Raw genomic sequence first — 25,006 nt, 5'->3', positions numbered from 1 at the left:
ATTAATGACTAAGTTAACTATTCACCCAGGAAAAATGACACTCGAAGACCTGCGTATTGTTTTCCAACAAGCGGTAACAGTGACATTGGATAAACGCGCTCATGCGGCTATTGAAAAAAGTGTTGCAACGGTCAATAAAATTATTGAAGAAGATAGAACCGCTTACGGTATCAATACGGGGTTTGGTTTACTTGCCAATACCCGCATCGCGACTAAAGATTTGCAATCATTACAACGCTCTATTGTGATGTCTCATGCTGCGGGTGTTGGCGAGCCGTTAGATGATGACCTCGTGCGTTTAATCATGGTGCTCAAAATTAATAGTTTAGCTCGCGGTTTCTCTGGTATCCGTCTCGAAGTCATTAATGCTTTAATTGCATTAGTGAATGCGCAAGTTTATCCATTTATTCCTGCGAAGGGCTCTGTAGGGGCTTCTGGTGACTTAGCACCATTGGCGCATATGAGTTTAATTCTGCTAGGAGAAGGAAAGGCGCGTTATGAAGGCAAGTGGATCTCAGCGAAAAAAGCGTTAGAAAAAGCTGGGTTAGTGCCACTAAAATTGGAAGCTAAAGAGGGGCTAGCGTTATTAAACGGCACCCAAACATCCACGGCCTTTGCATTGAAAGGGTTATTTGAAGCAGAAAAATTGCTGCTATCTGGCATTGTTTGTGGTGCGCTTAGTGTTGAAGCCACATTGGGCTCCCGTAAACCGTTCGATGCACGAGTGCAAGAGGTTCGAGGGCAAAAAGGGCAAATCGATGTAGCGGCGATGTTCCGTGATATTTTATCACCGACGAGTGAATTGGCGAAGTCCCATGAGAACTGCGTGAAAGTGCAAGACCCTTATTCACTACGTTGTCAGCCACAAGTCATGGGGGCTTGTTTAACCCAAATTCGCCAAGCAGCCGAAGTGATATTAATTGAATCTAATGCGGTGTCAGATAACCCGTTAGTCTTTACCGATAATGGCGATATTATTTCGGGCGGTAACTTCCATGCCGAACCTGTTGCGATGGCAGCCGATAATATTGCACTTGCATTAGCAGAAATTGGCGCGTTATCCGAACGTCGCATTGCATTATTGATGGATACCCACATGTCGCAGTTGCCACCTTTCTTAGTGAATAATGGCGGCGTCAATTCAGGCTTTATGATAGCCCAAGTGACCGCGGCTGCATTAGCCAGTGAAAACAAAGCATTAGCACACCCTTCGAGTGTTGATAGCCTACCTACATCCGCTAACCAAGAAGACCACGTATCGATGGCGCCTGCAGCAGGTCGTCGATTATGGGAAATGGCAAAGAATGTCACAGGTATTTTAGCCATTGAATGGCTTTCTGCGTGTCAGGGAATGGATTTCCGTGAAGGTTTGACGTCGAGCGAAACCTTGGAAAAAGCACGTAAAACGTTACGTGACCAAGTGACTTACTATGATAAAGACCGTTATTTTGCCCCTGATATTGAAGCGGCAATTAATTTAATTAACCAATATAAACTGTCTGCGCTCTTCAAGGCTGGCGCAGTCTTCCCTAACTAACATATCAAGCAAATAAAAGGTGGCCGGCAAAGTATCGGCTACCTGAAGTATTTATCTGCACGACAATAAAATAATACGAAGGATAAATCATGCAAAGCACATCACAACTTGCGCGAGGGCTTTCTGCGCGCCACATTCGATTTATGGCTTTAGGTTCTGCGATTGGTACAGGTTTATTTTATGGTTCAGCGAAAGCAATAGAAACCGCTGGGCCTGCGGTATTACTCGCCTATATTATCGGCGGCGCCGCAGTATTTATGGTTATGAGAGCGCTGGGTGAAATGGCGGTTCATCGGCCACTTGCGGGGTCGTTCTCACAGTATGCCAGCCATTATTTAGGGGCTAGAGCGGGTTTTTTTGCGGGATGGACCTATGTTTTTGAAATGCTCATCGTTTGTTTGGCGGACGTGACGGCATTTGGTGTTTATATGAAACTGTGGTTTCCAGAGGTAGCACAGTGGATTTGGGTGTTAAGCATTATTTTCTTTATTGGCGCGATAAACCTATGTCACGTGAAAACCTTCGGTGAAATGGAGTTTTGGCTGTCAATCATTAAAGTTATTGCGATTATTGCGATGATTGTCGGTGGTGCAGCCATCATGATGTTTGGTTTTGGCCAAGCAGCAGACCATGCGGTTGGGGTATCAAACTTATTTATTCACGATGGGTTTATTCCAAATGGTATTGGTGGGGTGATTGCATCCTTTGCTGTCGTGATGTTTGCTTTCGGGGGAATTGAAGTTATTGGTATTACCGCGAGTGAAGCGAAGAACCCTGAAACGACTATCCCAAGAGCGATTAATGCAGTACCAATTCGCATCTTACTGTTTTATGTCCTAACGTTATTTGTCTTGATGTGCATTTACCCGTGGAACCAAATTGGGCAGCAAGGTAGCCCATTTGTGCAAATTTTCGATAGCTTAGGTATTCAATCTGCGGCGAATATCTTAAATGTTGTGGTGATCACGGCGGCAATTTCGGCGATTAACAGCGATATCTTTGGTGCAGGGCGTATGATGTATGGCATGGCACATGAAGGGCAAGCGCCGAGAGCCTTTACCAAGCTGACAAAAAATGGTGTGCCTTGGATGACGGTATTAGTGATGGTCGCTGTGTTGTTAGTCGGTGTGGTATTGAACTATGTCATCCCTGATGATGTATTTGTGGTAATTGCGTCAATTGCGACATTTGCCACCATTTGGGTATGGTTAATGATTTTGCTGTCACAGTTTGCAATGCGTAAAAAAATGTCGCCAGAAGAAATTAGCCAATTAAAATTCCCTGTGCCTATGTGGCCTGTGGCACCTATTTTAGCCATCGCATTCATGGTATTTGTTTTTGGTGTCTTGGGGTATTTTGAATCAACACGAATTGCACTCTATGTAGGCATTGTTTGGTTAGTATTACTGACTATCGCCTACGCACTTTGGGTAAAAAAACCTGCGAAAGAGGCGGAAATCGTACTGCAAAACGAAAGCTAATATCGTTGCTTCCTTGCTGAACTTGTTATTTTCTTCACGCCCTTTAGCTAAATAAAGGGCGTTTTTACGTCAAAACATGCATTAATAAGCGCGATGAGCAGATCCCCTTGGCAAATTTTATTGCATTAATCTGCTGATTTGTCTTTCACTTCGTGGCAAACTTTAACTATTCATATATTCCCTTTCAAAATACAGGCTGGAGAACCCCTTCTTGGAAAAGATTTTCGTTGATGAAGCCGTTGCAGAACTTCATACCATTCAAGATATTTTACGTTGGACGATGAGCCGCTTTAATGCAGCCAATGTGTACTATGGTCACGGTACAGATAACCCATGGGATGAGGCGCTACAATTGGTGTTACCAACACTTTACCTGCCTCTAGACCTGCCCGATGAGCTGTTAACCTCACGCCTAACACCAACAGAACGCCACCGCATTATTGAGCGTGTTTTACGCCGCATTAATGAGCGTATTCCGGTTGCATACCTGACTAATCGTTCATGGTTTTGTGGCCATGAGTTTTATGTTGATGAGCGAGTGCTTATCCCACGCTCGCCAATTGGTGAATTAATCAATAACCATTTTGTTGGTTTAGTGGCGGATGAACCACAAACTATTCTTGATTTATGTACCGGAAGTGGTTGTATTGCGATTGCTTGTGCGTATGAATTCCCTGATGCAGAAGTTGATGCGGTTGATATTTCAAGTGATGTGCTGGCGGTGGCTGAGCAAAATATTGCCAATCATGGTTTAGAACACCGGGTGATACCGATCCGCTCTGACTTATTCCGCGATATGCCAGAGGTTAAATATGACCTGATCGTGACGAACCCACCGTATGTTGATGCGGAAGATATGGATGACTTACCGGAAGAGTTTCGTGTCGAGCCTGAATTAGCGCTAGCCGCTGGAAGTGATGGGTTGAAATTGGTGCGCCGTATTTTAGCCAATGCACCGCGTTTTCTGACAGAAGAAGGTGTGTTAGTGTGCGAAGTGGGCAACAGCATGGTTCATCTGATTGAACAATATCCTGAAATTCCATTTATTTGGTTAGACTTTGAATATGGTGGTGACGGTGTGTTTATGTTAACGCGTGAACAACTTGTTGAGCACCACGCACATTTTGAGCTTTATATCGATTAATCAACAGTTGCGTGATGTTCCAAGATCATGTAATCAATAATAACGACACAACGATATAATAATTAACAACCAAAATTCTTAGTAAAACAAGAATGGCTTAGAATAGGATACTCCGATGGCAGGAAATTCAATTGGGCAACTTTTCCGCGTAACCACATTTGGTGAGTCACACGGGGTTGCATTAGGTTGCATCGTCGATGGGGTTCCCCCTGGCTTAGCACTGACAGAAGCAGATTTACAAAAAGATTTAGACCGTCGTCGTCCGGGGACATCTCGTTATACGACAGCGCGTCGGGAGCCTGACCAAGTCAAAATCTTATCTGGTGTGTTTAATGGTGTGACAACGGGCACGAGTATTGGTTTACTGATTGAAAATACCGACCAACGCTCACAAGATTATGGCGCGATTAAAGATGTTTTTAGGCCCGGTCATGCAGACTACACTTACGAACAAAAATATGGCCAGCGAGATTACCGTGGTGGTGGTCGCTCATCAGCACGTGAAACAGCCATGCGCGTTGCGGCAGGTGCGATTGCGAAAAAGTATTTACAAGAAAAGCTTGGTGTGCAAATTCATGGTTGTTTAACGCAAATGGGGTCAGTCGCTTGTGAAATTAAAGACTGGTCAATTGTCGAAGAAAACCCGTTTTTCTGTCCTGATCCAAGCAAGTTAGAAGCACTTGACGAATTATTGCGTGGTTTAAAGAAAGAAGGTGATTCGATTGGTGCTAAAATTACCGTCATTGCAGAGCATGTGCCTGCGGGCTTAGGTGAGCCGGTATTTGACCGTTTAGATGCCGACCTCGCTCATGCGTTGATGAGTATTAACGCGGTAAAAGGCGTGGAAATTGGTGATGGTTTCGGTGTTATTGCACTGAAAGGTAGTGAAAACCGTGATGAAATTACCCGTAATGGTTTCACCTCAAACCATGCAGGCGGCATTTTAGGCGGTATTAGCAGCAGCCAGCCTATTATTGCGCATATTGTGTTAAAACCGACATCCAGTATTACCGTTTCAGGTAAAACACTAAACCGTGATGGTGAAGAAGTTGAAATGATCACCAAAGGGCGTCATGACCCTTGTGTAGGCATTCGCGCGGTACCAATTGCGGAAGCGATGATGGCGATTGTTCTAATGGATCACTATTTACGTCATCGTGGCCAATGTGCGGATGTAACGCCAGCAATGGAACCGTTTGAGTAACCGTTTTACTGTGTTTATGTAGTGACAACTGAGCGGCCTATAAGGTCGCTTTGTTGATGATGAAGGTTCGGATGAAGCCTCCTAAAAATACCTCATCTAGGTTGTGATATCACCAAACCTGATTGGCGATATATTCACATCAACATCATGATATTTCTTCTCTTTGGATAGTAAAATGGATTGGCTAACTGCCGTTGCACCTGAAGTTTATGCTTTACTCTTCTTTGTTGCGCTGTTTGCAGGGTTTATTGACTCCATCGCGGGTGGGGGGGGACTATTAACGATCCCAGCCCTGTTATCTGTGGGAATAACTCCAGTTGAAGCTTTAGCAACCAATAAGTTGCAAGCGGTTGGCGGTTCGTTTTCTTCAACGCTCTATTTTGTCAGGCGAAAAGCCATAGATTTACGAGAACAATTGTTTCCATTCATTATGACAATGATTGGTGCCATGTTAGGTGCGATTGTTATTCAAATGATTGATACTGCGTTCTTAAAACAACTGTTGCCCATTTTGGTGATTTGTGTCGGTTTATACTTTTTATTAACGCCGTCAATTGGTGTGCAAGACCGTCAACAACGTATCAGTATGCCATTTTTCGGGGTGGCAATTGGGATGACACTGGGTTTTTATGATGGTGCATTTGGTCCCGGAACTGGTTCATTTTTGGCATTGGGTTATGTTTTGTTGCTTGGCTATAACCTTGCTAAAGCCACTGCTCATGCGAAGTTACTTAATTTCGCCTCTAATTTTGGCTCTTTAGTGTTTTTTATTATCGGGGGTCATGTTCTTTGGGCATTAGGTTTTGTTATGCTAATTGGCCAAATGGTTGGCGCTCGTTTAGGTGCGCGCTTGGTATTAACCAAAGGACAGAAACTGATCAGGCCGATGATCGTGGTGATTTCGTTGCTGATGAGTATTAAATTACTCCATGATAGCCATGGTGACGTGATTAAAGCTTGGTTCCTCTCATTATTTTAAGATGATTTAAATTATTCATGAGTACACATAATTATCAGGATCTAATCAATATCTTTGATGAATGCTTTGGTGTGACATATAACACTAGACTGGTAAAAGGGGATGATGAACCCATTTATTTACCTGCAGATGAGGAAGTGCCTTATCACCGAATTGTGTTCGCACACGGCTTTTTCACCAGTGGATTACACGAAATCTCACATTGGTGTATCGCAGGGGAAGCAAGGCGCCAGCAAGTTGATTACGGCTATTGGTATTGCCCTGATGGGCGAGATGAAAAAACACAGTGTGAGTTTGAAGTGGTGGAAATCAAACCTCAAGCGCTAGACTGGCTGTTTTGTGTTGCTGTTGGCATTCCATTTAATGTCAGCTGTGACAACTTAGAAGGGGATTTTGAGCCTGATCGCATTGCGTTTATGCGCAAAGTTCATGCCCAAGTGATGCTTTATTTAGAAAATGGTATCCCTGAGCGCCCATTACGCTTTATTAATGCGTTACAATTGTTTTACAATACGCCACCTCTTTGTGCAGAAGCTTTTCCTTACCCGGAAGATATTTTTGCCTAATGAACACACAATATAGTAAGGATTAAGCATGCTTGCGGATTTAGAAACACGCATACTAACGAAAATTGATGATATGGTTGAGCACGCGAGTGATGATGAACTCTTCGCTGGCGGCTATTTGCGTGGTCACTTAACCCTTGCTGTGGCTGAGCTGGAAGAAGAAAACGAAACCAGTTCTGAAGCATTATACCAACGTGTTGAAGTCAGTATTCAAAATGCCATCAAAGCTGGTGAATTGACACCACCAGATCAAGTACTGGTATTAGATATGTGGAAAAGCTTATTAAATAACGCAATTTAATTTATTGTGTTATGCATTATCTGTTGAGTTCTGCATGAAAAGCGGGGAAACCCGCTTTTTTGTTAGCTAAATTTTGTTGTGAGTACACATTATGGCGAATGTTCGTTTAGCAACCCCCCTTGATGCTAAATCCCTTCCTACGGTGGAAGCTTCCGCAGGGCAGGCGTTCACGAGTATCGAAAAATATCAATGGCTTGCTGAAGGTGATGGGCAAACAGAGCAAGACCACCTCGGTTTTATTTCTGAGCAATTAGAGTGGGTGGCTGTGAATGATTGTGATGAACCAATTGGTTTTATCAATGCTGAAAGTCACCATACTAGCCTGCATATTTGTGAAGTGTCTGTTTGCCAGCAATGGCAAGGACAGGGGCTGGGTAAGAAGCTGATTAAGCAGGTTCTTGATGCCGCTTTGGCACGCAAAATCACGGTAGTGACATTGACCACTTGCCGCGATGTGCCTTGGAATGCACCTTATTACCAACGCTTGGGTTTTAAAATTCTTGAAATTAATGAGCTAACCACCGAGTTACAGGCTATTTTACAGTCTGAGGTCGATGCAGGGTTTGCTGCTGAAGACCGCTGTGCAATGGCTATCTCATTAACTTAATGTATTAATATTAGTGTATTAATAAGGGAGTTTAATAGGGCGACCTAATAATAATTTCCTTACCCAAAAACGGTTTGGGTTGAGTTCTGCAAGGGTTTCATCATCGAGCGGGAGTACTTGCCCAAAAATTTGAGCAGCCAGCAATTCCGCACAAAGTGGTGCAGTTGATAACCCTCTTGACCCCAACGCCCCAAAAATAAATAAATTTGGGTGCACAGGAGCGAGTCCAATAGGCTGTTTGTTGGCGATTTGAGTGGGTAAATCGTGATAGAGTGCCAAATGTTGTTCGAAATCAGGCACATTGCCTAATAAAGGAAAATGGTCGCGAATAACACAACGAATACCTTGGCGTGAATGTTGCTGTGAAATATCGATGTCCCTAGGCCAAGTTACATCGGGTAGGTTATCAACCAGTTTCTGGCGGTTTCCTTGCTGTTCCTCTTCACTATAATCGAAATCAAGACGTTCACGTTGGTAGCTAGCGCCTAAGCAATGTTGTGTACCAGTGGCATCGGCTGGTGTTAAATACCCTTCAAAACACAAAACATTTTTCAGTTGTTGTAGGGTGTGATTGGTTGGAATATGGCTGACTTGCCCACGTACAGGCGAAATGGGTAAATTAACGGTTTGAGCAAATTGGCGCAGCTTGTGCCCATTAGCAATGATGACAGTTGAGTGAACACGTGTTAGCTGTTTGTGTTGTGCAGTTTCAATTAATAACTGCCAATTTTGTTCTGTTTGTTTTAATTCAACGACATTATGTTCAAAACAGAAGGTGACACCCTGCTGTTGCAAATATTGTTGTAAACTCTCACACAGTTGGGCAGGGCACAACCATCCTCCAGACGCGTAGTGAATACCATCATGGTTGACATCAACGCCGCAAATATCACTCAATTGCTGACGATTTTTACCAATCGCAAAATCAGCAGGCCACTCGGTTTCTAACATTCCTGCTATTTTGTGAGCAATTTTGTCGTTATAAGCGAGTTGGCTTACGCCACACCACTGGCCTTCAAATGTGAGCCCTTGTTTTGCTAATTGGTGATAAAAGCGAGAGGCAAAGGGGAAAGCACTGACAAAAAAACGCTCAAGTGGGTCGTTATTACCGGTGAGTAAGGGGTAAATAGCCCCTTGGCGATTGCCGGAAGCATTCTGTGCAACTTGGGCATCTTGGCAGAATAAGGTGACTTTAGCACCGCGGTTATGAAGGGCGTAGGCCACTGTTAAACTGGCAAGCCCGCCGCCAATGATAGCAACGTCAGTTGGGTTATCGGCTTTTCGTCTTGCAAACCAAGGGGTTGGGATATCAATTTCTTTTTCGGCTAATACGCCAGTTAACATTTCTCTCTTGTTGCCAAAGCCTTTAACCTTTTTAAGGGTGAAGCCAGCTTGCTGTAGGCCTCTTTTAACTGAACCTGCCACAGTAAATGTCGCAAAAGTCCCATTGAGGCGGGCTAACTTTGCCATGTTAGTGAACAGCTGTTCACTCCACATTTCGGGGTTTTTTGAGGGGGCGAAACCATCTAAAAACCATGCGTCTATCTTGTTGTTTAAGTTGTTTTTCAGTAAAGATATTTGCTCATTAACATCGCCAAACCATAAATCTAATATGATATGGCCATTTTCTAATATGATCCGCTGGTTGCCTGGTAGAGCTTGTGGCCAACTTTCACAAAGGGTTTGCGATAAGCCAGCAAGTTCAGGCCAGCAGCGATGTGCAGCGATTAAATCTGTTTTTGTTAAAGGGTATTTTTCGAAGCTGATGAAATGTAATTGCTGTAATGCTGCATTGGGGTTTTCGGCTTTAAACTGATTAAAAGATTGCCACAATGCTAGGAAATTCAAACCCGTACCAAACCCAGTTTCAGCAATGACACAGGTTGCAAAAGGGTGCGTCGCAAAGCGGCCAGGAAAATGATTCCCTTGCAAAAACACATGTCGAGCTTCTTCTAAGCCATCTTGGTTAGAAAAATAGATATCTGCAAACTGTTCAGACATGGGAGTGCCTTCGTCATTCCAACTCAGGCGTGCGGTTTGTACAGCGTTCTTTTTCACGATATGCCTACACTTTTTATATAATCCCTAAATTTTACCGCTGATATCACTGTAAGGCTACCGCAATAAAAAAGTCTTATCCGTGTCATAAAGAAAAAAATACAAATATTTACCCTGATCGGACTTGTTCAGCGTACAAGTGTAAGCTAAAGTGACATCCTGTAATCCCGCAATCATATAATTATAGTCATGAGGTAACGAATGAAGCGTGCAGTCATCACTGGTCTAGGTATTGTTTCCAGCCTTGGTAATAACCAGGAAGAAGTACTGGCTTCTCTGAAGGAAGGTCGTTCCGGGATCACTTTCTCAGAAGAATTCAAAGAGGCAGGGCTACGTAGCCATGTCTGGGGTAATGTCAAAAATTTAGACCCAAAAGACTTAATCGACCGTAAAATTTTCCGTTTTATGAGTGATTGCTCCGCCTATGCTTATTTATCGATGGAACAAGCGATTGCGGATTCAGGTTTAGCTGAAGAACAAGTTTCAAATTTACGTACAGGTATCGTTGTTGGCTCTGGTGGTGGTTCTCCACGTAACCAAGTGGCGGGTTCTGACGGTATGCGTGCTAAAGGTTTACGTGGTGTGGGCCCATACATGGTGACCCGTGCAATGGCATCGGGTATTTCTGCCTGTTTAGCGACTCCATTTAAAATCAAAGGCGTAAACTACTCAATCAGTTCTGCATGCTCAACATCAGCGCACTGTATCGGCCATGCAGTTGAATTAATTCAATTAGGCAAACAAGATGTGGTTTTCGCGGGTGGCGGTGAAGAGCTGAGCTGGGAAATGACCTGTGAGTTTGATGCGATGGGCGCATTGTCGACTAAATACAATGAAACGCCAGACAAAGCATCAAGAACTTACGATAAAGACCGTGATGGTTTCGTTATCGCAGGTGGTGGTGGTATCGTTGTTGTCGAGGAATTAGAACATGCGTTAGCGCGTGGTGCACATATCTACGCTGAAATTGTCGGCTATGGTGCGACCTCTGACGGTGCAGACATGGTTGCCCCATCAGGTGAAGGTGCGGTGCGTTGTATGCAAATGGCTATGCAGGGTGTTGATAAAATTGATTATATCAACACACACGGTACGTCAACACCAGTGGGTGACACCAAAGAGTTAGAAGCTATCCAAGAAGTGTTTGGTAGCCATTCTCCTGCAATTTCTGCAACGAAAGCGATGAGTGGCCACTCATTAGGTGCAGCGGGTGTACACGAAGCGATTTACAGCTTACTGATGTTAGAGCACGGCTTTATTGCACCAAGCATTAACGTCGAAAATTTAGACGAGAAAGCTGCTGGCTTGAATATCGTGACTAAACCAACGGAACAAGAGTTGGAAACCGTCATGTCTAACAGCTTTGGTTTCGGTGGAACTAACGCCACATTAGTGATGAGCAAATACAAAGCGTAATTTGTATTAGGCTAACGTATTAAATAAGCGAGAACTTCGGTTCTCGTTTTTTTTCAATAAGTTATTGTTGGAGTATCACTTTATTAAATTATAGAAGTGATTAGCATGAGATACTCAATTCAACTTCTAAAAATAAATTGAATTGAGGCGTGTTAATATGAATATCAAACATTATTTCGTAATGTTAAGCAATAGCTCGACGAAGATGATTAAAGAGTATGAGAAAAGTAATAGCACTGAAATTAAAATAAAGCTATTAAAGAAACATCTTTTAAAGGTGATGAATGTTTATAATGCACGTGGTTGGAATATTAAAGAAAAAGATAAGAATAAGATAGATAAGGCAATTAATGTATTAGATAATATAATTCATAATGAGTTTCTTAAATCTAATTTAAATAAAAATGGTATTGCTAGTTCAGTGGAAATTAAATCTCATCATCTTCTTGACCGCATTTCACTACATTATGATTCGTCATGTCGTCAGTTAGGAAGAAAAGATATAGATTATATTTTTTTTGATGGGGTAGATCGAAATAATTTAATGTCTACTAATGTTAATATTGATTTTTCTAACTCAACATTATCTGGCGCGATAATAAAATATGATGGAAATAAAGCACTAGTTAGAGCTGATTTCTCTAATGCAAATCTGAATGATGTAAAGATTAAATTGCCCATTAAATTAGGTGTTGATTATGATTTCACGGGAGCCAAATTAAATAATACAGACATTGAAATAGGTATCCCTAGTGGAAATTTAAGTGAGGTAAACTTAGTGTCTTTATTTGGTGAGGACGGTAATTACATTAACAGTAGTGCTTTCAAATCAATACTAACAATTAATGATAAAAATATAAAATTAGGATTGTTGAGTGAACTAAATAAAGCTTATGAGTCAAATCGTAAATATTTTGAAAAGCATAAAAATGTGGAAGCTGAGTTTTTAAAGCAATATAACTATTTTAAACAAATGGTTGATTAAATAAAGCTTTGCCCCAAATTCACTGGGGCAAAGTTTTACAGAGATTGTATGAACACTTAATTATGATGAAACCGCGGAATGTTTACGTTTACGAATACGCTTTACAATCGGTGGTAGAATTAGCACTAATACCGCAAGTGTTAATAAGCTTTGAGAAATCGTACTGCTCCAAAGAATATCGAAATTACCATTACTAATGGACAGTGAACGGCGTAAGTTTTGTTCTAACATTTCACCGAGTACAAACCCTAAAATTAATGGTGAAAGTGGGAAGTTCATTTTTCGTAGAATAAACCCAAATACACCTAGCCCCATCATGAGTAACAAATCAAACGTTGTACTATGAACGGCATATACACCTACAGCAGAAATGCAAGCAATAGCAGGGACTAAAAACCATAATGGAACTGTTAGCATTCGTGTGAATAGGCCAATTAATGGAATATTCATGATGAGCAGAACCACGTTAGCAATCAACAGAGCCGCAATTAACCCCCAAACAATATCAGGTTGCTCAGTAAACATCCCTGGGCCTGGGGTGATATTATAGAGCGTTAGCGCCCCCATCATTACTGCTGTGGTTCCTGAACCCGGCACACCAAGGGTTAACATTGGGATAAATGAGCCACATGCAGAGGCATTATTGGCCGCTTCTGGTGCGGCAACACCACGCACATCACCATTTCCAAAATCCCCTTTTTCACCACTGATTTTCTTTTCAGTCATGTAGGTGATAGCACTGGCGATGGTGGCACCAGCTCCTGGTAGAACACCAACAAAGAAACCGATAAAAGAGGAGCGTAAAGCTGGACCTGCACACGCTTTAGCTTCTTTGCGATTGAATAGCATTCGGCCTGTTTTGCGGATCAGCCCTTGGCCTGTCGCGGTACCTTCGAGCATCAATAAAATTTCGCTGACAGAGAACAAACCAATAACCACGACGATAAACTGTACGCCATCTGATAAATGTACGCTATCAAACGTAAAACGATATTCCCCAGAGTTGGCATCCACCCCCACAGTGGCAAGTGATAGACCAATTAGTGCAGCCAGTAGTGATTTAATTGGGTTTTGGCTCATCATGCTACCTAAGCAGGCAATGGCAAAAACCATTAAGGCGAAATATTCGGCAGGACCAAAGGCGAGTGACCATTGAGCAAGCAAAGGAGCGAATAGAATTATCCCTACAATTGCAATCGTTGAACCAATAAATGAACTGACCGCGGAAATAGAGAGCGCAACGCCACCTTTTCCCTGTTTTGCCATAGGATAACCATCTAGCGTGGTCATGATTGCTGCGGCATCGCCGGGGACATTAAGTAAGATTGATGATATGCGTCCTCCATATTCACAGCCTAAATAAACCGTGGCGAGTAAGATTAATGCAGACTCAGCCGGTAATTTAAGCGCAAAAGCCAACGGCAGTAAAATTGCCACGCCATTGATAGGGCCGAGGCCGGGAAGCATGCCCACGATTGTTCCGATAAAACAGCCAATTAAGGCGATCAAGATATTTTGAGGAACCAGAGCGACCTCAAAACCTTGCGATAGGTACATCCAAGTTTCCATGACTTCGCTCCTTAACTTAGCAGGCTGCCAATAGGCAAGGTAACATCTAGCCATTTATCAAAGGCATAGAACAAAAAGATACCTAAGACCGGGCCCGAAATAATCGCGGCAATAGGTGTCGCACCAAATAGCAGGGCGATACTGATGGTGACTAAACTGGTTGCAATTGGAAACCCTAACCATTCAAAAGCCCATGCATAGATAACAAGTGCAATGACTAATAAAACTAGACGACGTAATACATAGGGTTTTGGCCACTCAACGGCTTCTTGCTTGCCAAATAATAAGGCAAGAGCACAAAGGGCCATTAAGGAGAGTATGACAACCGGAAAAGGGCGGGGGCCCAGTGGTTCATAGGTAAACTCACTTTGGATCCCCCAACCAATATAAATTCCGATAGCACACAGTATTAGCCAAACTATGGCAAATATGCGTTGACTCATCGTTCGCTCCGTTATTTAGCTAAACCGAAAGCGCGGGCTTGTTCACGATACTGCTCAATTTCTTTTTTGACATAGCTATCGAGTTCTTGCCCGGTTAAGTTGTACTCAAATAAACCACGGAGTTCGCGTTGTTTTTTGAATTCGTCGGTTTGTTGCAGTTTTTGGAAGGCTTCAACCCATTGGTTATAATCGGCATCAGACACTTTGGGGCCCATATAGAAACCGCGAATGATTGGCCAGACAATGTCATACCCTTGTTCTTTTGCTGTAGGGATATCGGATAACCCATCACCAAGGCGTTTGTCTGCATAGACGGCAAGAATACGAATTTTACCTTCATTGATATATGGGGTCATTTCGCTGATATCCCCTGAAAGTACTTGAATATGGTTGCCCAGTAGCGCGGTTAAGGTTTCACCACCGCCCTCAAAAGCCACATAACGCATTTTGCGAGGGTCAATGTCTATCGCTTTTGCGAGTAAAGCGGTTTTCATCCAATCTTGGCTACCAATAGATCCTCCCGCACCAAACACGATGCTGTTAGGGTCTTTCTTGAAGGTATCCATTAAATCTTTAAGGTCTTTATAAGGGGAGTCTGCACGAACCGCAATCATGCCGTAGTCACTACCAACGCTGGCAAGCCAACGCACGTCATTTTCGTTATAGCGGCCAAATTTACCTTGTGCAAGGTTGAGTAATGAGCCTCCTGAGAACGCGACGATGGTGCCGGGTTCTGCAGGGCGCTGAGCAACAATAGCGTTATAAGCAACCGCGCCAATACCGCCAGGCATATAGGTCACTCGCATCGGTTTTTCAATTTCTTTGGTTTCAAGAAGAGACACTTGTACTAACTTACAAGTTAAATCAAAACCACCTCCAGGTTTGGCGGGAGCAATACATTCTGTACGTTCAGGTAGGGCGTTTGCAGGGTTGATGCCAACTAAAAATATTGCTGTTGCTAAGGCCTTCAGTGTGAATTTTTTCATTCTTTTTTCCTTACTAAGACAATAATTAGAGGTAAAAATTGTTTACTTCTTGTTGTATTCGTATGACATCATTGCCCTATGAAGCTTTCATTTACCTTTCATTAACAAATATTATTATTTTTATGTGATATATATCAGATTGTTTTGTATTTTTGCTTTTTTGTTATGTTAACTTAATGTTAATTTAATCACGTTAATGGTGTTTACTGATAATAGTTGTGATGGATACAGTAAAAATGGTCACATTTGCTTTCCATTCATCCAATGGAATGCCAACGTATACTGATAAATAATTATAATGAGTATGCGGAATGAGAATTTTATTGGTTGAAGACCATGACGAATTGTCATTATGGTTACAAAAAGCGTTATCGTCATCCGGGTTTGCGGTTGATGTTGCCAGTGATGGCGCGATAGCAGACCAACTATTACAAAGCGAACACTATGAATTAGTCGTGTTAGATGTATCACTTCCGAGAATGAGTGGGCTTGAGGTATTGGCGCAAATGCGCAAGCGTCATCAAGAAACCCCTGTCTTGTTATTAACGGCGAATTCAGACGTAGCCGACCGAGTGCAAGGGCTAAATGCAGGGGCTGATGACTACTTGACAAAACCTTTTGATATTGCGGAATTAGAAGCACGCCTTCGCGCTTTATTACGACGTAGCCAAGGCAAAGTCAATGAGTCACAACAGTTTGGGTTACTGAGTTACCATGAGGATGGCTATTTTCTATTAGGCGAAGAGCCTCTAGGCTTAACACCAAGAGAATATGCGGTGTTAAACACCTTATTTCATCGACGAGGACGTCCTGTTTCTAAAATGCAATTATTTGAACAGGTTTTTTCGTTGTCAGATGAAGCCAATTTACAAAGTATTGAGTTATATGTTCATCGTGTAAGAAAAAAGCTTGCCGGTTCAGACGTTAACATCAATACCTTACGCGGATTGGGATACCGATTAGAGCAGTGTAGTGTATGAAATTAGTCTCTCATCCACGCTCTCTCTTTCATCAGTTGCTGCTCTTTTTCGGTATCCCGCTCATTTTGTTGGGAAGTTTCTCGGTTTATACCCACTATTACAGTGCAAAAAATGCCGCAAACTTAGCCTATGATCGAACCTTATTAGCTTCAGCACGAACCGTCGCGGAACGCTTGCAAGTCGTTGATGGTCATCTTTCTGTGAGCGTGCCTTATGTCGTGCTTGATAGTTTCGAATTAAATAATAATGACCGAATTTTTTATCAAGTGATCTCCCCTGACGGTGAAACCATCTCTGGTTATGATGATTTACCGCCAATTCCCCCTTATTGGATGCGTTCACAACACTATACTGCGCTAGTTTATTTTTATGATGCGCAGTATAAGGGGCTTCCTATTCGTATTGCTGCGTTTTATCAACCGATTAACGAAGGTGGGATAACAGGAATGGTTGAAATCCGAGTGGCGGAAACGGTCTATTCACGGCAAGATCTCGCTAACCAATTGTTAATCTCTGCCCTGATGAGCCAAGGTACGGTGGTATTATTAACCTTGGCCCTTGCCTATATCCTACTGAGTAAGCTACTGGCACCGTTGAAAAAATTGTCCCATTTAATGCTAGGCCGTTCTGCTAATGATTTAACCCCATTGCCAGATTTACTGCCGTGGTCTGATTTATCACCACTCATTGATGCATTAAATCGTTATATTTCCCGCCTAAAGCGGATGGTTAGACGACAAGAGCGATTCAGTGCAGATGCTTCTCATCAACTTAAAACGCCACTAACTGTTCTCAAAACTCAAGTTTCCGTAGCGATTAATAGTACGGACGAAACCCAACGGCAACAGAGTTTGCAAGCCATTGAAAAAACGCTCGATAATACGATTATCCTGACGGATAGGCTCTTGCAGCTATCACGATTAAAAGCTCATGAAAAAGAGGCGATTACACAGTATCGAGCCATAAATTTGGTAGAAATTGTTCATCAAGTTTGTTTTACTCGTCTGCCCCAAGCTGAAAGCCAAAATATTGATTTAGGTTATGAAGGCGCGGAAACGGCATGGATCAAAGGCGAGCCGATTTTATTAGCAGAGATGTGTGCAAATCTAATTGATAATGCCATCAAATATACACCCGAAAATGGGGTGGTCACCGTCCGTGTGGTTAGCAGTGACGACCATCTTCATTGGGTCTTGGAGGTGGAGGACTCGGGGCCTGGGATCCCTGATGCTAAAATTAACCGTTCTATGGAAGCCTTTACGCGTTTCAATAATGCGCTAGGGAAGGAAGGGGCAGGGCTTGGATTGGCGCTCGTGAAAGATATTGCAAGCTATCATGGTTCTGAGCCTCAATTATTAAAAAGTAAATTACTCAATGGATTGTTGGTCAGAATCGCATTTAAAGCCAGCCAAGCGCCGTTATAAGAGAAACCACCTAGTAAAATAGGTGGTTTAAATAACAGTAAACTGCAACTGGTGATAATAAAAATGCGTGTTAGTCGCGTAATGGGGCAAATATAGGCGTTGATTTACTATGTAATGGTTGGTGGTTTACATCACTCGTTATCGTATCTTGTGGAAACTCTGCGATGATTGACGATAATAGAGATTCTAGGTCTTTATCATTTCCATCGCTATCAGCGAAGTTGAGATTGATTTTATCTGATCCCTTGTTAATCGTGCTTTCAATTGACATTACTTTTGTTTTTTTGTTAATTAATTCAATAAGTAGTGGTGTGATCTCTGAAGAAATTGATTTCTTATCTTTATTTTCCGAATGGGTATAAATGTATTGAGATATCTCTTTTTCTGTCTGAGCAATTTGTTTCTCTAAAGAATGTATATCATTAATGTATTCTACTATTTCTGCATGCCCTTTTGAGTTATACAGTTTTGTTAACGACCCTAATTGGTCAGTTAAGCCTAATAATGTATACATTTTATCTTGAACCGTTTGGTAATATGTATTTTCATCAATCGTAGACGACGCTGATTTTAAGGGGATCTTTATACGAATGTTAGAAATTAAACTATTTATTTCATTTTTCAATAGCTTCTTTTCCACGGCTAGCATGTAGATATTATCTTTATTTTCACCAAAGTTATTAATGTAAGAACCTACCTTATTTGGCTGAGAAAATTGTTGTAGATGATTATTAAACTCTAAGTTAATAAATTTTTGGAGAGTTTTTGCCCTAAGTAATTCATCAGAAAACTGCGTTGCTAACTCGTCAATGCTATCATGGGTCTTTTTCTCCTGAACTAACATCCTATTTTTAATGATATAACTTGCTAAATCTTCTTTTATATTCAGTATGTTTTTTTCTAACTGAGCCCTGTGGATCAAGTATGTGGATTGGTCGTAATATAAACCCGCCTCTTTTTTTATTTCTATGTTGATACGTAATTCAATCTTATTGAATAATTTTTCTAATTTATTTTCTATATCTTGCTGGTATTCTTTTTGTCTATCAGAGTGATGTGTGAATAGCTTATCAACGGGTAATATATGATTTTCCAGTTTTTTTTGAGCGTCAATTTTTAAATTTTTTAAATTATCAGCGGATTTGGATAACTCAGTTAGTAATTTAAACTCTTTATTTTTTTGAAAATGGCTTTCAAGATAGCTACTGTCGAAACCTTTGTCTTGTTCAATGTAATTATGAACATCATCTAAGTATTCAAAATTTTTGATTTTATCAAAACTATGGTGTAAATATTGAATTTTTGCATATTGAGTATTTAGTTTTGTCGTGTGTTTTATTAATTTATTGATGGTATTATTGCTAGAGGAGTGCATTGCTCCTTCATTATTAAGTTTTTTTAGCAGTTTTTCTATGTTATTTTTACTTTCTTTAGCGTTTGCGTATAAATTATGTATATCTTCTTCTGCATAAAATGTTTTTTGCATAAGTCTAAGCCTAGACTGCATGTTTTCAGTGGTTTTATGCAGATATTTTTGGGATAAATTGTAACTATTATTTAGGTTGGTGTTAATTTGGTTAAGCTCTGAATTTATGGCGTTTAGAATAATAGGATTTTCTTGATGTGAAATTTCATTAGGAAAAATAAAATGACCGTTAATATCATTCAGTAAACTCGATAAATCAGCTCCATATCGGTCAATTAAATTGGATTTATTGAGACTCATAGACTCTGAAGTTCCTGAAATCGTATAATGGCCTTGCTTATTTGTATGTTTACTGTCTAAAAACTGTAGCGTTTCGAAATTTTTCTCTTGGTTTTCGGCTTGTTTGTGAAGTTTATACTCTATGTTTTTTAATTCATTCAATTCATCAGAACCCGTCGTCTTAAATTTATGTTTTAAATCATCAACTTTATTAAGTAAATGACGAATTCTTGTACTATTCTGTTCTGTATTCTCTCTAATGCTTTGATATGTTTTTTCTAGGTAAATGGTATTTTGGGGTGGCTTTTTACTAATTGATAAAATTGTTGAATAGTCTATCTCCTTATATATATCTTGTATTTTTATACTTCCCAATGATTTATGGTCTTTATTAAATATTGAAATCATAGTAAACACTCCTTGTTAATAGATTATTTAAATCTGCAGATGTGCAGACGCAAGTAAAATATAATCTAACGATAGGAGGAAGACTAATTTTTATTTAGTATGGAAATCTCATTAATATAATCAAAAATCATTAGCTAATAATTTTTTAGTTATATTATAAGTGGGTGTTATAAAAGATATTTTGCGTGGATGTAAAATGATAATTGTAGACGGATGAAGGCGCTAAAGTTAATTAGCGCCTTAGAGTCATGATTTATTGATTTAACATACTAAAGTCCCACTCTTTTAGGGCTTTGATTGAGTCATCATCTAAGTATTTAGCACCAAGTTCAAGGTAATCATGGGCTTTTTGGATATCTTCTTTACTCTTGTTACCGACCCAGCCGTTATAATACATATAAGCAAGCTTGTATTTTGCCATTGCATGGTGGGTGCCTTGTTCTAGGCTTGTAATGTCATAATATTTCGCTGCTCGGACATAATCTTTTGGTATGCCTTGGCCAAAATAGAGCATGTCACCAGCGAGGTGAGCCGTATTACTGTCATTTTGTTGCGCACCTAAATCAAAATAATAAAGTGCTTTAGGGAAGTCTTTTTCAATGCCGCGTTCGTTATCTTTACGATACAGATTGCCTAAAATATTATAAGCACGAGGATAGCCATTTTTCCCTGCTAATTCATAATAATAGATCATCTTTTGCGTATCTTCAGGCACACGTTCACCACGCGCATAGGCGACACCTAAGGAGAAGGCTGACATTTTGTCACCGGCCTCAGCTTCGACGCGCTGTTTTTCAATTTGCTCGGCAAAGCGGCCATATTTCTCATAGGCTTTTTCATCGGTAACTTGTTTCTCAATCGCTTGTTTGTCTTGGGCTGAAAGTGTATCCAGTAGCTCGATGGAACTTGGTTTTTTATCAAGTAGCAATGCATAGTAATAGGCCTGCTTGGCATCACCTTTTTCTACATAAGCCTGATAAATCGAACCAAGTGCATGAGTTGGATGGTAATTTAGCGAAATTTGGTACCATTCGATGGCTTTGTCGATATTTTGATCAACATTACAATCGCCTTTTAAATAGATGGTTCCCATCTCTTCGGAAAGGCTCTCAGGATAATGGATATAATGTTTGTCGGTATTTTTCTGGAAATTGCTTTTCTCAATCCACTCCTTCAAATATCGGCTCGCTTTATCCATGTCGACATTATCGCTGTTACTACAGTATTGGCCAGGATAATAGATTTGATAGAGTTTTTTCGTTGCCGCTAAATCACCCTTATCATAAGCCCGTTGTAAATAGGCTAAGGCTTTAGCGTTATCACTATTTACATAATAGTAATACAAGTTCACCAATGCTACGGTACGATTGTTTTCTTCACTGAGTAGCAATGCTAAATACTTTTGTTCATCTTTGGGGCGATTAAGCTCCCTTTTTGTATTTTTGATCCCATCTCGATATAAATTCACCAATGCATTGAAGGCGTTATTAGAAAGCGCCTCATCGGTTGATTTTATCCCTTCTTGAAGATATTGAATCGCTAAATCATATTCAGGAGAGTTCGTGAGAATTTTGTTATCATATAAATACGTTTCGGCTAATTGAACTTTAGAGAAAAGGTCACCTTTCGCTGTGCCATCAATATAATTTTGGCGTTTTGCTTGGTTATCTTCAGTCACGGAATCAAGAGGTTGATAAGCGGCTAAATTGCCAGCGTCGATACTTTTCTTATACCAACCTTGCGCTGCTAGGCTTCGGCCGCGTGTACTATACCAATCCCCGAGTTTAATATAAGCGGTGGTATCACCTTTTTGGGCAGGAACCACGAGGGTTTCATAGGCTTCAATATAATCATCAACCCGTTTTGGATTAGAATGTTTTCTTAGATAAACAATGGCTTCGTCCCAATCAGGTTCCATTACCCAAGCATTTTTTTCTTCATTCAGTACGCCCATATATCGCATTTCACTATAGAGTGCGATGGCGTAGTCATTGCCTTCATCACTCGCTTGTTTTAGGTATTTAGCCGCTTCTAAAAGGTCTTCTTTGACACCTTGCCCATAGAAATAAGCTCGACCCACTTTGTATTTCGCAGAAGGGCTATCATTGAGCATTTTCATGCCAATATCATAATCATCCATATATTTGATGAATTCATTGCCCCAACTTCCTGCTTTTAGGTAATACTCACGTGCTTTTTGTCGGTTAAGCTCAACAAGCTGGCTGCCTTTTAAATACTGGTGTGCCAGTTTACGGGTATAGTCTTTACTGCCAATGGCGGCTAATTGGTCGTAATAACCTAATATTTTTGCTTTATTTGCATTGATAAATTGATCTTGTTGGTAATAATCAATAAGCTCTTCAAGCGCACTTTCTTGATTGAATTTTGCACTTTTCTCTAAATATTCAAGCCACTTTTTCTGATCGATTTTCTGCCCATAATTACCATATTTATAAGCATTGGCGAGTGTACGTAACGCATCTGGGTCATTCTGTTTCACTTTTTCTTGAATATTGGCAAACGAAGCTTTGGATTTTTCAATTTCTCTTTTACGTGATTTTAAGAAGCTAAAGTCAGGATCAGAAATCTGATTGTAATAGGAGAGGGCGGTGTCATAATTGGCATCTTCCCCGTAGTTACCTTCTTGGTATATTTCCCCTAATTCATATAAGCAGCGGTTGTTTTTGAGTGCAGCACATTTTTTATATTGAGAAATTAAATCTTTTGCGCTAAGCCCAGTAATTTTTTGGAAGCGAGATTTATAATATGCCTTATCATTGTGGTAAGTGACGCCATCAAGGTTCTGTGCGATATATAAATAAGCAGATGAACTACCTAACTCTCCCGCTTTTAAAATATAATCATACAATGGTTTTATTTCAGCATCACTTAAAGAGTCAACATTCGTTAATTGAGTAAGCTTGTTTATCCCATATAAATAGGTGATATCAGCATCATTATTAATAAGCGGTTCAATTAATTTTTGAGCCTCAACATTGTTATCATATAAGGCAAGTTGCACTAATATTTTTTTGGTGTCAGCTCGGTTTAAACCTGTTTTTAATAAAATATCTTTAGCGATTTGTAACTGGCTTGGAAGTAATTCGGCTCGTGCTTGGGATGAATGGAGCACATTGACTATCAAGTTAGCTATTTTATTGGTTTCTGTTGGGCGATATTTTAATAATGCAGCAGCATAATAAACCTGGCTATTATAATTTTGCTTGATTGATTTTTCATATAAATCAAAAGCCTGATCACTATTTTTCTCAGCATCTTCCTTTAGTAAATAGTCAGCATACAAATAAGCTAAGGAATAATTTTCGCGTTTAATCACATCCTCTTTGAGGATATCGATAATCGTTTTTTCATCGATAAGTGCTTTAATATCATAGCGATAATATATTTGAACCAATAAGCGCTCAGCGGTTGATGGGTAACCGTTTTCATTAAGGTTGTCGATGAGTAATTTAGCGGCTTTCTGCACATCCTGCTTAGTACCAAAAGCATTAATATAATAACGCGCTAATTGCATCTGAGCATCATAAGTGGGGTCAATGAGATTTGCTTTTTCTAAAGCGGCGAAGGCTTTTTCTGGCGAAAATAATGGGCTACCCTTAACACTATAAACATCACTTGCCGCCACTAACGCTTCCGCGGAGTTCGGGTACTTTTCCATTAAAATAGGGGTATATTTGGCGACAATATCACTCAGTTTTTTGTTTGGAAAATCGTAACTTGAAATTGCTCTCTGGTTGATGATAACAAGTGCGTTTAAATCACCAAGGTCTGCGGCAGCGGTGAGATATTTTTCAGCTAAAGCATCATTTCGCTTAACATCGCTAAATGTACGGCCAGAATACACGTTATAGGCTTGATACATCGCGGGAGGGTATTGACCATCAGCGGCATCAGTTAAATCCTGAATACGGTCGGTGTCAGCTTTGTAATTTAAATATAAGGCTTTAGGTTTTTTTGCGTCGACAAGGGGGCGGATATAAGCCATTGCACGGTTTTTATTTCTCCGAACACCATCGCCAGTCATGTATTTTTGGTACAACACATAGATGGCGTTCTCATCACCACGGCTTGCCCGCTCTTCTAAATTAGAAATGACCTTTTGTTTTTCTTCTTCTGTTTGTGAACCATACAATGATAAAGCCCCAGGTTCTAATTCATCCGCGTCAGAAATGTATTCTAATGTAGAGGAGAAAGAGAGGCGTTCGTACTTTTTAGCGAGTGATGGGTTAGGTGGCACACCGTTACCGCCATCCTTATAAATCGAGGCAAGCAGCATAGCGGGTAAGGGAAAATCGTTGCTGACAAGTGGCGTTAATATATCAACGGCTTTCTTACTGTCATTGTCAAAGTCATGGGCGATATAACCTAAAGCAAATTTGGCCAGTTTTGAGCCTTGGTCAGAAGCTAAAGTGAAATATTGGCGAGAAAGTTCAATATTTTGCGGAACTTCTTCGTATTTATCAGCTAAATAAATACCACCAACCATTTCTTGTGCTTCTTTTACACCGAGATCAGCCGCTTTCGTTAAAGAAGCTAACCCGTTTTCATCTGTAGAAGTGTCTTCTATCATGTGCTTATAGCGGAAAAAACCAAGGTTATATAACGCATTTTTATTGTTAGCTTCTGCTGACTTAATTAACCAGTTTTGAGCTGCCACATCATCGACATTTGTACCAATACCGTCTTTATACATCATGGCTAATGCAAAAGCGGATTGTGAGTCTTGCTCTGCTGTTTTTTGGAACTGTTCAAAGGCAGCTTGAGACTCACCTTGTTGATATAAATCATAGCCTAATTGGGAGGGAGAGGATGGGTTGGTGTTATTGATAAAATAAATGCCAGTGGCTACAGCAATTATTATCAATATGAACAACCCAACTTTAAACGGCTTAGTCATTGTTATTCCTTATTATAGTGGTTACTTGCCACGCTCCATTTAGATTTATCGCGTTATCACGGCTTATTGAGTGGAGTTACTACTCCTAAAGGGGTATTTAATTTTGTTTAAGTCTAATTGTAATTCCAGAAGATTCAATCGGATTTTCCCTTATCTGGAAAATGGTAATCCGATAAATCATATCAATGATGAGCGAATTAAAGGTGAATTGAAGGTATTTTAAATGTCACAAAGTATGAATGGTGAAGAAAATTAAGGAGAAATTGAAGAGGAAATAGAGGGGATTTCAAACATA

At 40.6% G+C, this 25,006-nt stretch carries 18 protein-coding genes; 12 read left to right on the top strand and 6 right to left on the bottom strand.

Annotation, left to right across the window (positions count from 1 at the left end):
- The first annotated feature begins 4 nt into the window (after positions 1-4).
- The 8 genes from hutH to PR800_RS15865 all read left to right on the top strand — a co-directional run bounded on the left by hutH (position 5) and on the right by PR800_RS15865 (position 7,819).
- Complete coding sequence (hutH, locus tag PR800_RS15900; protein ID WP_272531130.1) at positions 5-1,537, top strand: histidine ammonia-lyase; 1,533 nt, start codon at positions 5-7, stop codon at positions 1,535-1,537.
- Between the two features lie 89 nt (positions 1,538-1,626).
- Positions 1,627-3,018: an amino acid permease gene (locus PR800_RS15895; RefSeq protein ID WP_272531129.1), complete on the top strand. Its 1,392-nt coding sequence runs from the start codon at positions 1,627-1,629 to the stop codon at positions 3,016-3,018.
- A gap of 211 nt (positions 3,019-3,229) precedes the next feature.
- Entirely contained in the window at positions 3,230-4,162 is a 933-nt protein-coding gene (prmB, locus tag PR800_RS15890; RefSeq protein WP_004257202.1) for a 50S ribosomal protein L3 N(5)-glutamine methyltransferase, read from the top strand.
- A gap of 115 nt (positions 4,163-4,277) precedes the next feature.
- Positions 4,278-5,366 (top strand): chorismate synthase, encoded by a 1,089-nt coding sequence (gene aroC / locus PR800_RS15885; RefSeq protein ID WP_272531128.1) that lies wholly within the window; start codon positions 4,278-4,280, stop codon positions 5,364-5,366.
- A gap of 175 nt (positions 5,367-5,541) precedes the next feature.
- Positions 5,542-6,345, top strand: coding sequence for a TSUP family transporter (locus PR800_RS15880; protein ID WP_004912371.1), 804 nt, complete (start codon positions 5,542-5,544; stop codon positions 6,343-6,345).
- A gap of 17 nt (positions 6,346-6,362) precedes the next feature.
- A complete protein-coding gene (locus PR800_RS15875) occupies positions 6,363-6,911 on the top strand; it encodes an elongation factor P hydroxylase (protein ID WP_102137606.1) in 549 nt (182 codons plus the stop codon).
- Positions 6,912-6,939: 28 nt separating this feature from the next.
- Positions 6,940-7,212 (top strand): YfcL family protein, encoded by a 273-nt coding sequence (locus PR800_RS15870; protein ID WP_102137607.1) that lies wholly within the window; start codon positions 6,940-6,942, stop codon positions 7,210-7,212.
- A 91-nt stretch (positions 7,213-7,303) separates the two neighbouring features.
- Positions 7,304-7,819 carry a GNAT family N-acetyltransferase gene (locus PR800_RS15865; RefSeq protein ID WP_102137608.1) on the top strand — a complete coding sequence of 172 codons (516 nt, stop codon included), beginning with the start codon at positions 7,304-7,306 and terminating at the stop codon, positions 7,817-7,819.
- Between the two features lie 18 nt (positions 7,820-7,837).
- Here PR800_RS15865 and mnmC read toward each other — a convergent pair whose 3' ends face one another.
- A complete protein-coding gene (mnmC, locus tag PR800_RS15860; RefSeq protein ID WP_210842778.1) occupies positions 7,838-9,877 on the bottom strand; it encodes a bifunctional tRNA (5-methylaminomethyl-2-thiouridine)(34)-methyltransferase MnmD/FAD-dependent 5-carboxymethylaminomethyl-2-thiouridine(34) oxidoreductase MnmC in 2,040 nt (679 codons plus the stop codon).
- 201 nt (positions 9,878-10,078) lie between these two features.
- Between mnmC and fabB the strand changes: the two genes are divergently transcribed.
- Both fabB and PR800_RS15850 read left to right on the top strand, forming a co-directional pair.
- On the top strand, positions 10,079-11,293 hold the full coding sequence (gene fabB, locus PR800_RS15855; RefSeq protein WP_102137610.1) for a beta-ketoacyl-ACP synthase I: 1,215 nt from the start codon (positions 10,079-10,081) through the stop codon (positions 11,291-11,293).
- A gap of 157 nt (positions 11,294-11,450) precedes the next feature.
- Positions 11,451-12,278, top strand: coding sequence for a hypothetical protein (locus PR800_RS15850; RefSeq protein ID WP_102137611.1), 828 nt, complete (start codon positions 11,451-11,453; stop codon positions 12,276-12,278).
- A gap of 60 nt (positions 12,279-12,338) precedes the next feature.
- Here the strand turns inward: PR800_RS15850 and PR800_RS15845 are convergent, their stop codons facing one another.
- Genes PR800_RS15845 through PR800_RS15835 form a run of 3 tightly spaced genes read right to left on the bottom strand, consistent with a single transcriptional unit; the run spans position 12,339 to position 15,276 of the window.
- The gene (locus PR800_RS15845) at positions 12,339-13,847 is read right to left on the bottom strand and encodes a tripartite tricarboxylate transporter permease (RefSeq protein WP_102137612.1); all 1,509 of its coding nucleotides are present in this window, start codon (positions 13,845-13,847) and stop codon (positions 12,339-12,341) included.
- Between the two features lie 11 nt (positions 13,848-13,858).
- Entirely contained in the window at positions 13,859-14,290 is a 432-nt protein-coding gene (locus PR800_RS15840; protein ID WP_102137613.1) for a tripartite tricarboxylate transporter TctB family protein, read from the bottom strand.
- A gap of 11 nt (positions 14,291-14,301) precedes the next feature.
- Positions 14,302-15,276: a Bug family tripartite tricarboxylate transporter substrate binding protein gene (locus tag PR800_RS15835; RefSeq protein ID WP_094962690.1), complete on the bottom strand. Its 975-nt coding sequence runs from the start codon at positions 15,274-15,276 to the stop codon at positions 14,302-14,304.
- 311 nt (positions 15,277-15,587) lie between these two features.
- Here PR800_RS15835 and tctD point away from each other — a divergent pair, with 311 nt between their 5' ends.
- Together tctD and PR800_RS15825 are read left to right on the top strand one after the other, a co-directional pair.
- Complete coding sequence (gene tctD, locus PR800_RS15830) at positions 15,588-16,256, top strand: transcriptional regulator TctD (protein WP_210842780.1); 669 nt, start codon at positions 15,588-15,590, stop codon at positions 16,254-16,256.
- A complete protein-coding gene (locus tag PR800_RS15825; RefSeq protein WP_210842781.1) occupies positions 16,253-17,680 on the top strand; it encodes a sensor histidine kinase in 1,428 nt (475 codons plus the stop codon). Before tctD ends, PR800_RS15825 begins: the two co-directional genes overlap by 4 nt.
- 70 nt (positions 17,681-17,750) lie before the next feature.
- Here PR800_RS15825 and PR800_RS15820 read toward each other — a convergent pair whose 3' ends face one another.
- Entirely contained in the window at positions 17,751-19,793 is a 2,043-nt protein-coding gene (locus tag PR800_RS15820; protein ID WP_210842782.1) for a hypothetical protein, read from the bottom strand.
- 253 nt (positions 19,794-20,046) lie between these two features.
- The gene (locus tag PR800_RS15815; protein WP_246501172.1) at positions 20,047-24,711 is read right to left on the bottom strand and encodes an SEL1-like repeat protein; all 4,665 of its coding nucleotides are present in this window, start codon (positions 24,709-24,711) and stop codon (positions 20,047-20,049) included.
- Positions 24,712-25,006 lie beyond the last annotated feature (295 nt).

The organism is Providencia sp. PROV205, assembly GCF_028479505.1.
GTDB lineage: Bacteria > Pseudomonadota > Gammaproteobacteria > Enterobacterales > Enterobacteriaceae > Providencia > Providencia huaxiensis.
Note: the sequence above shows the minus strand (reverse complement) of the source record. Positions and strands in the feature narration are given on the sequence as shown.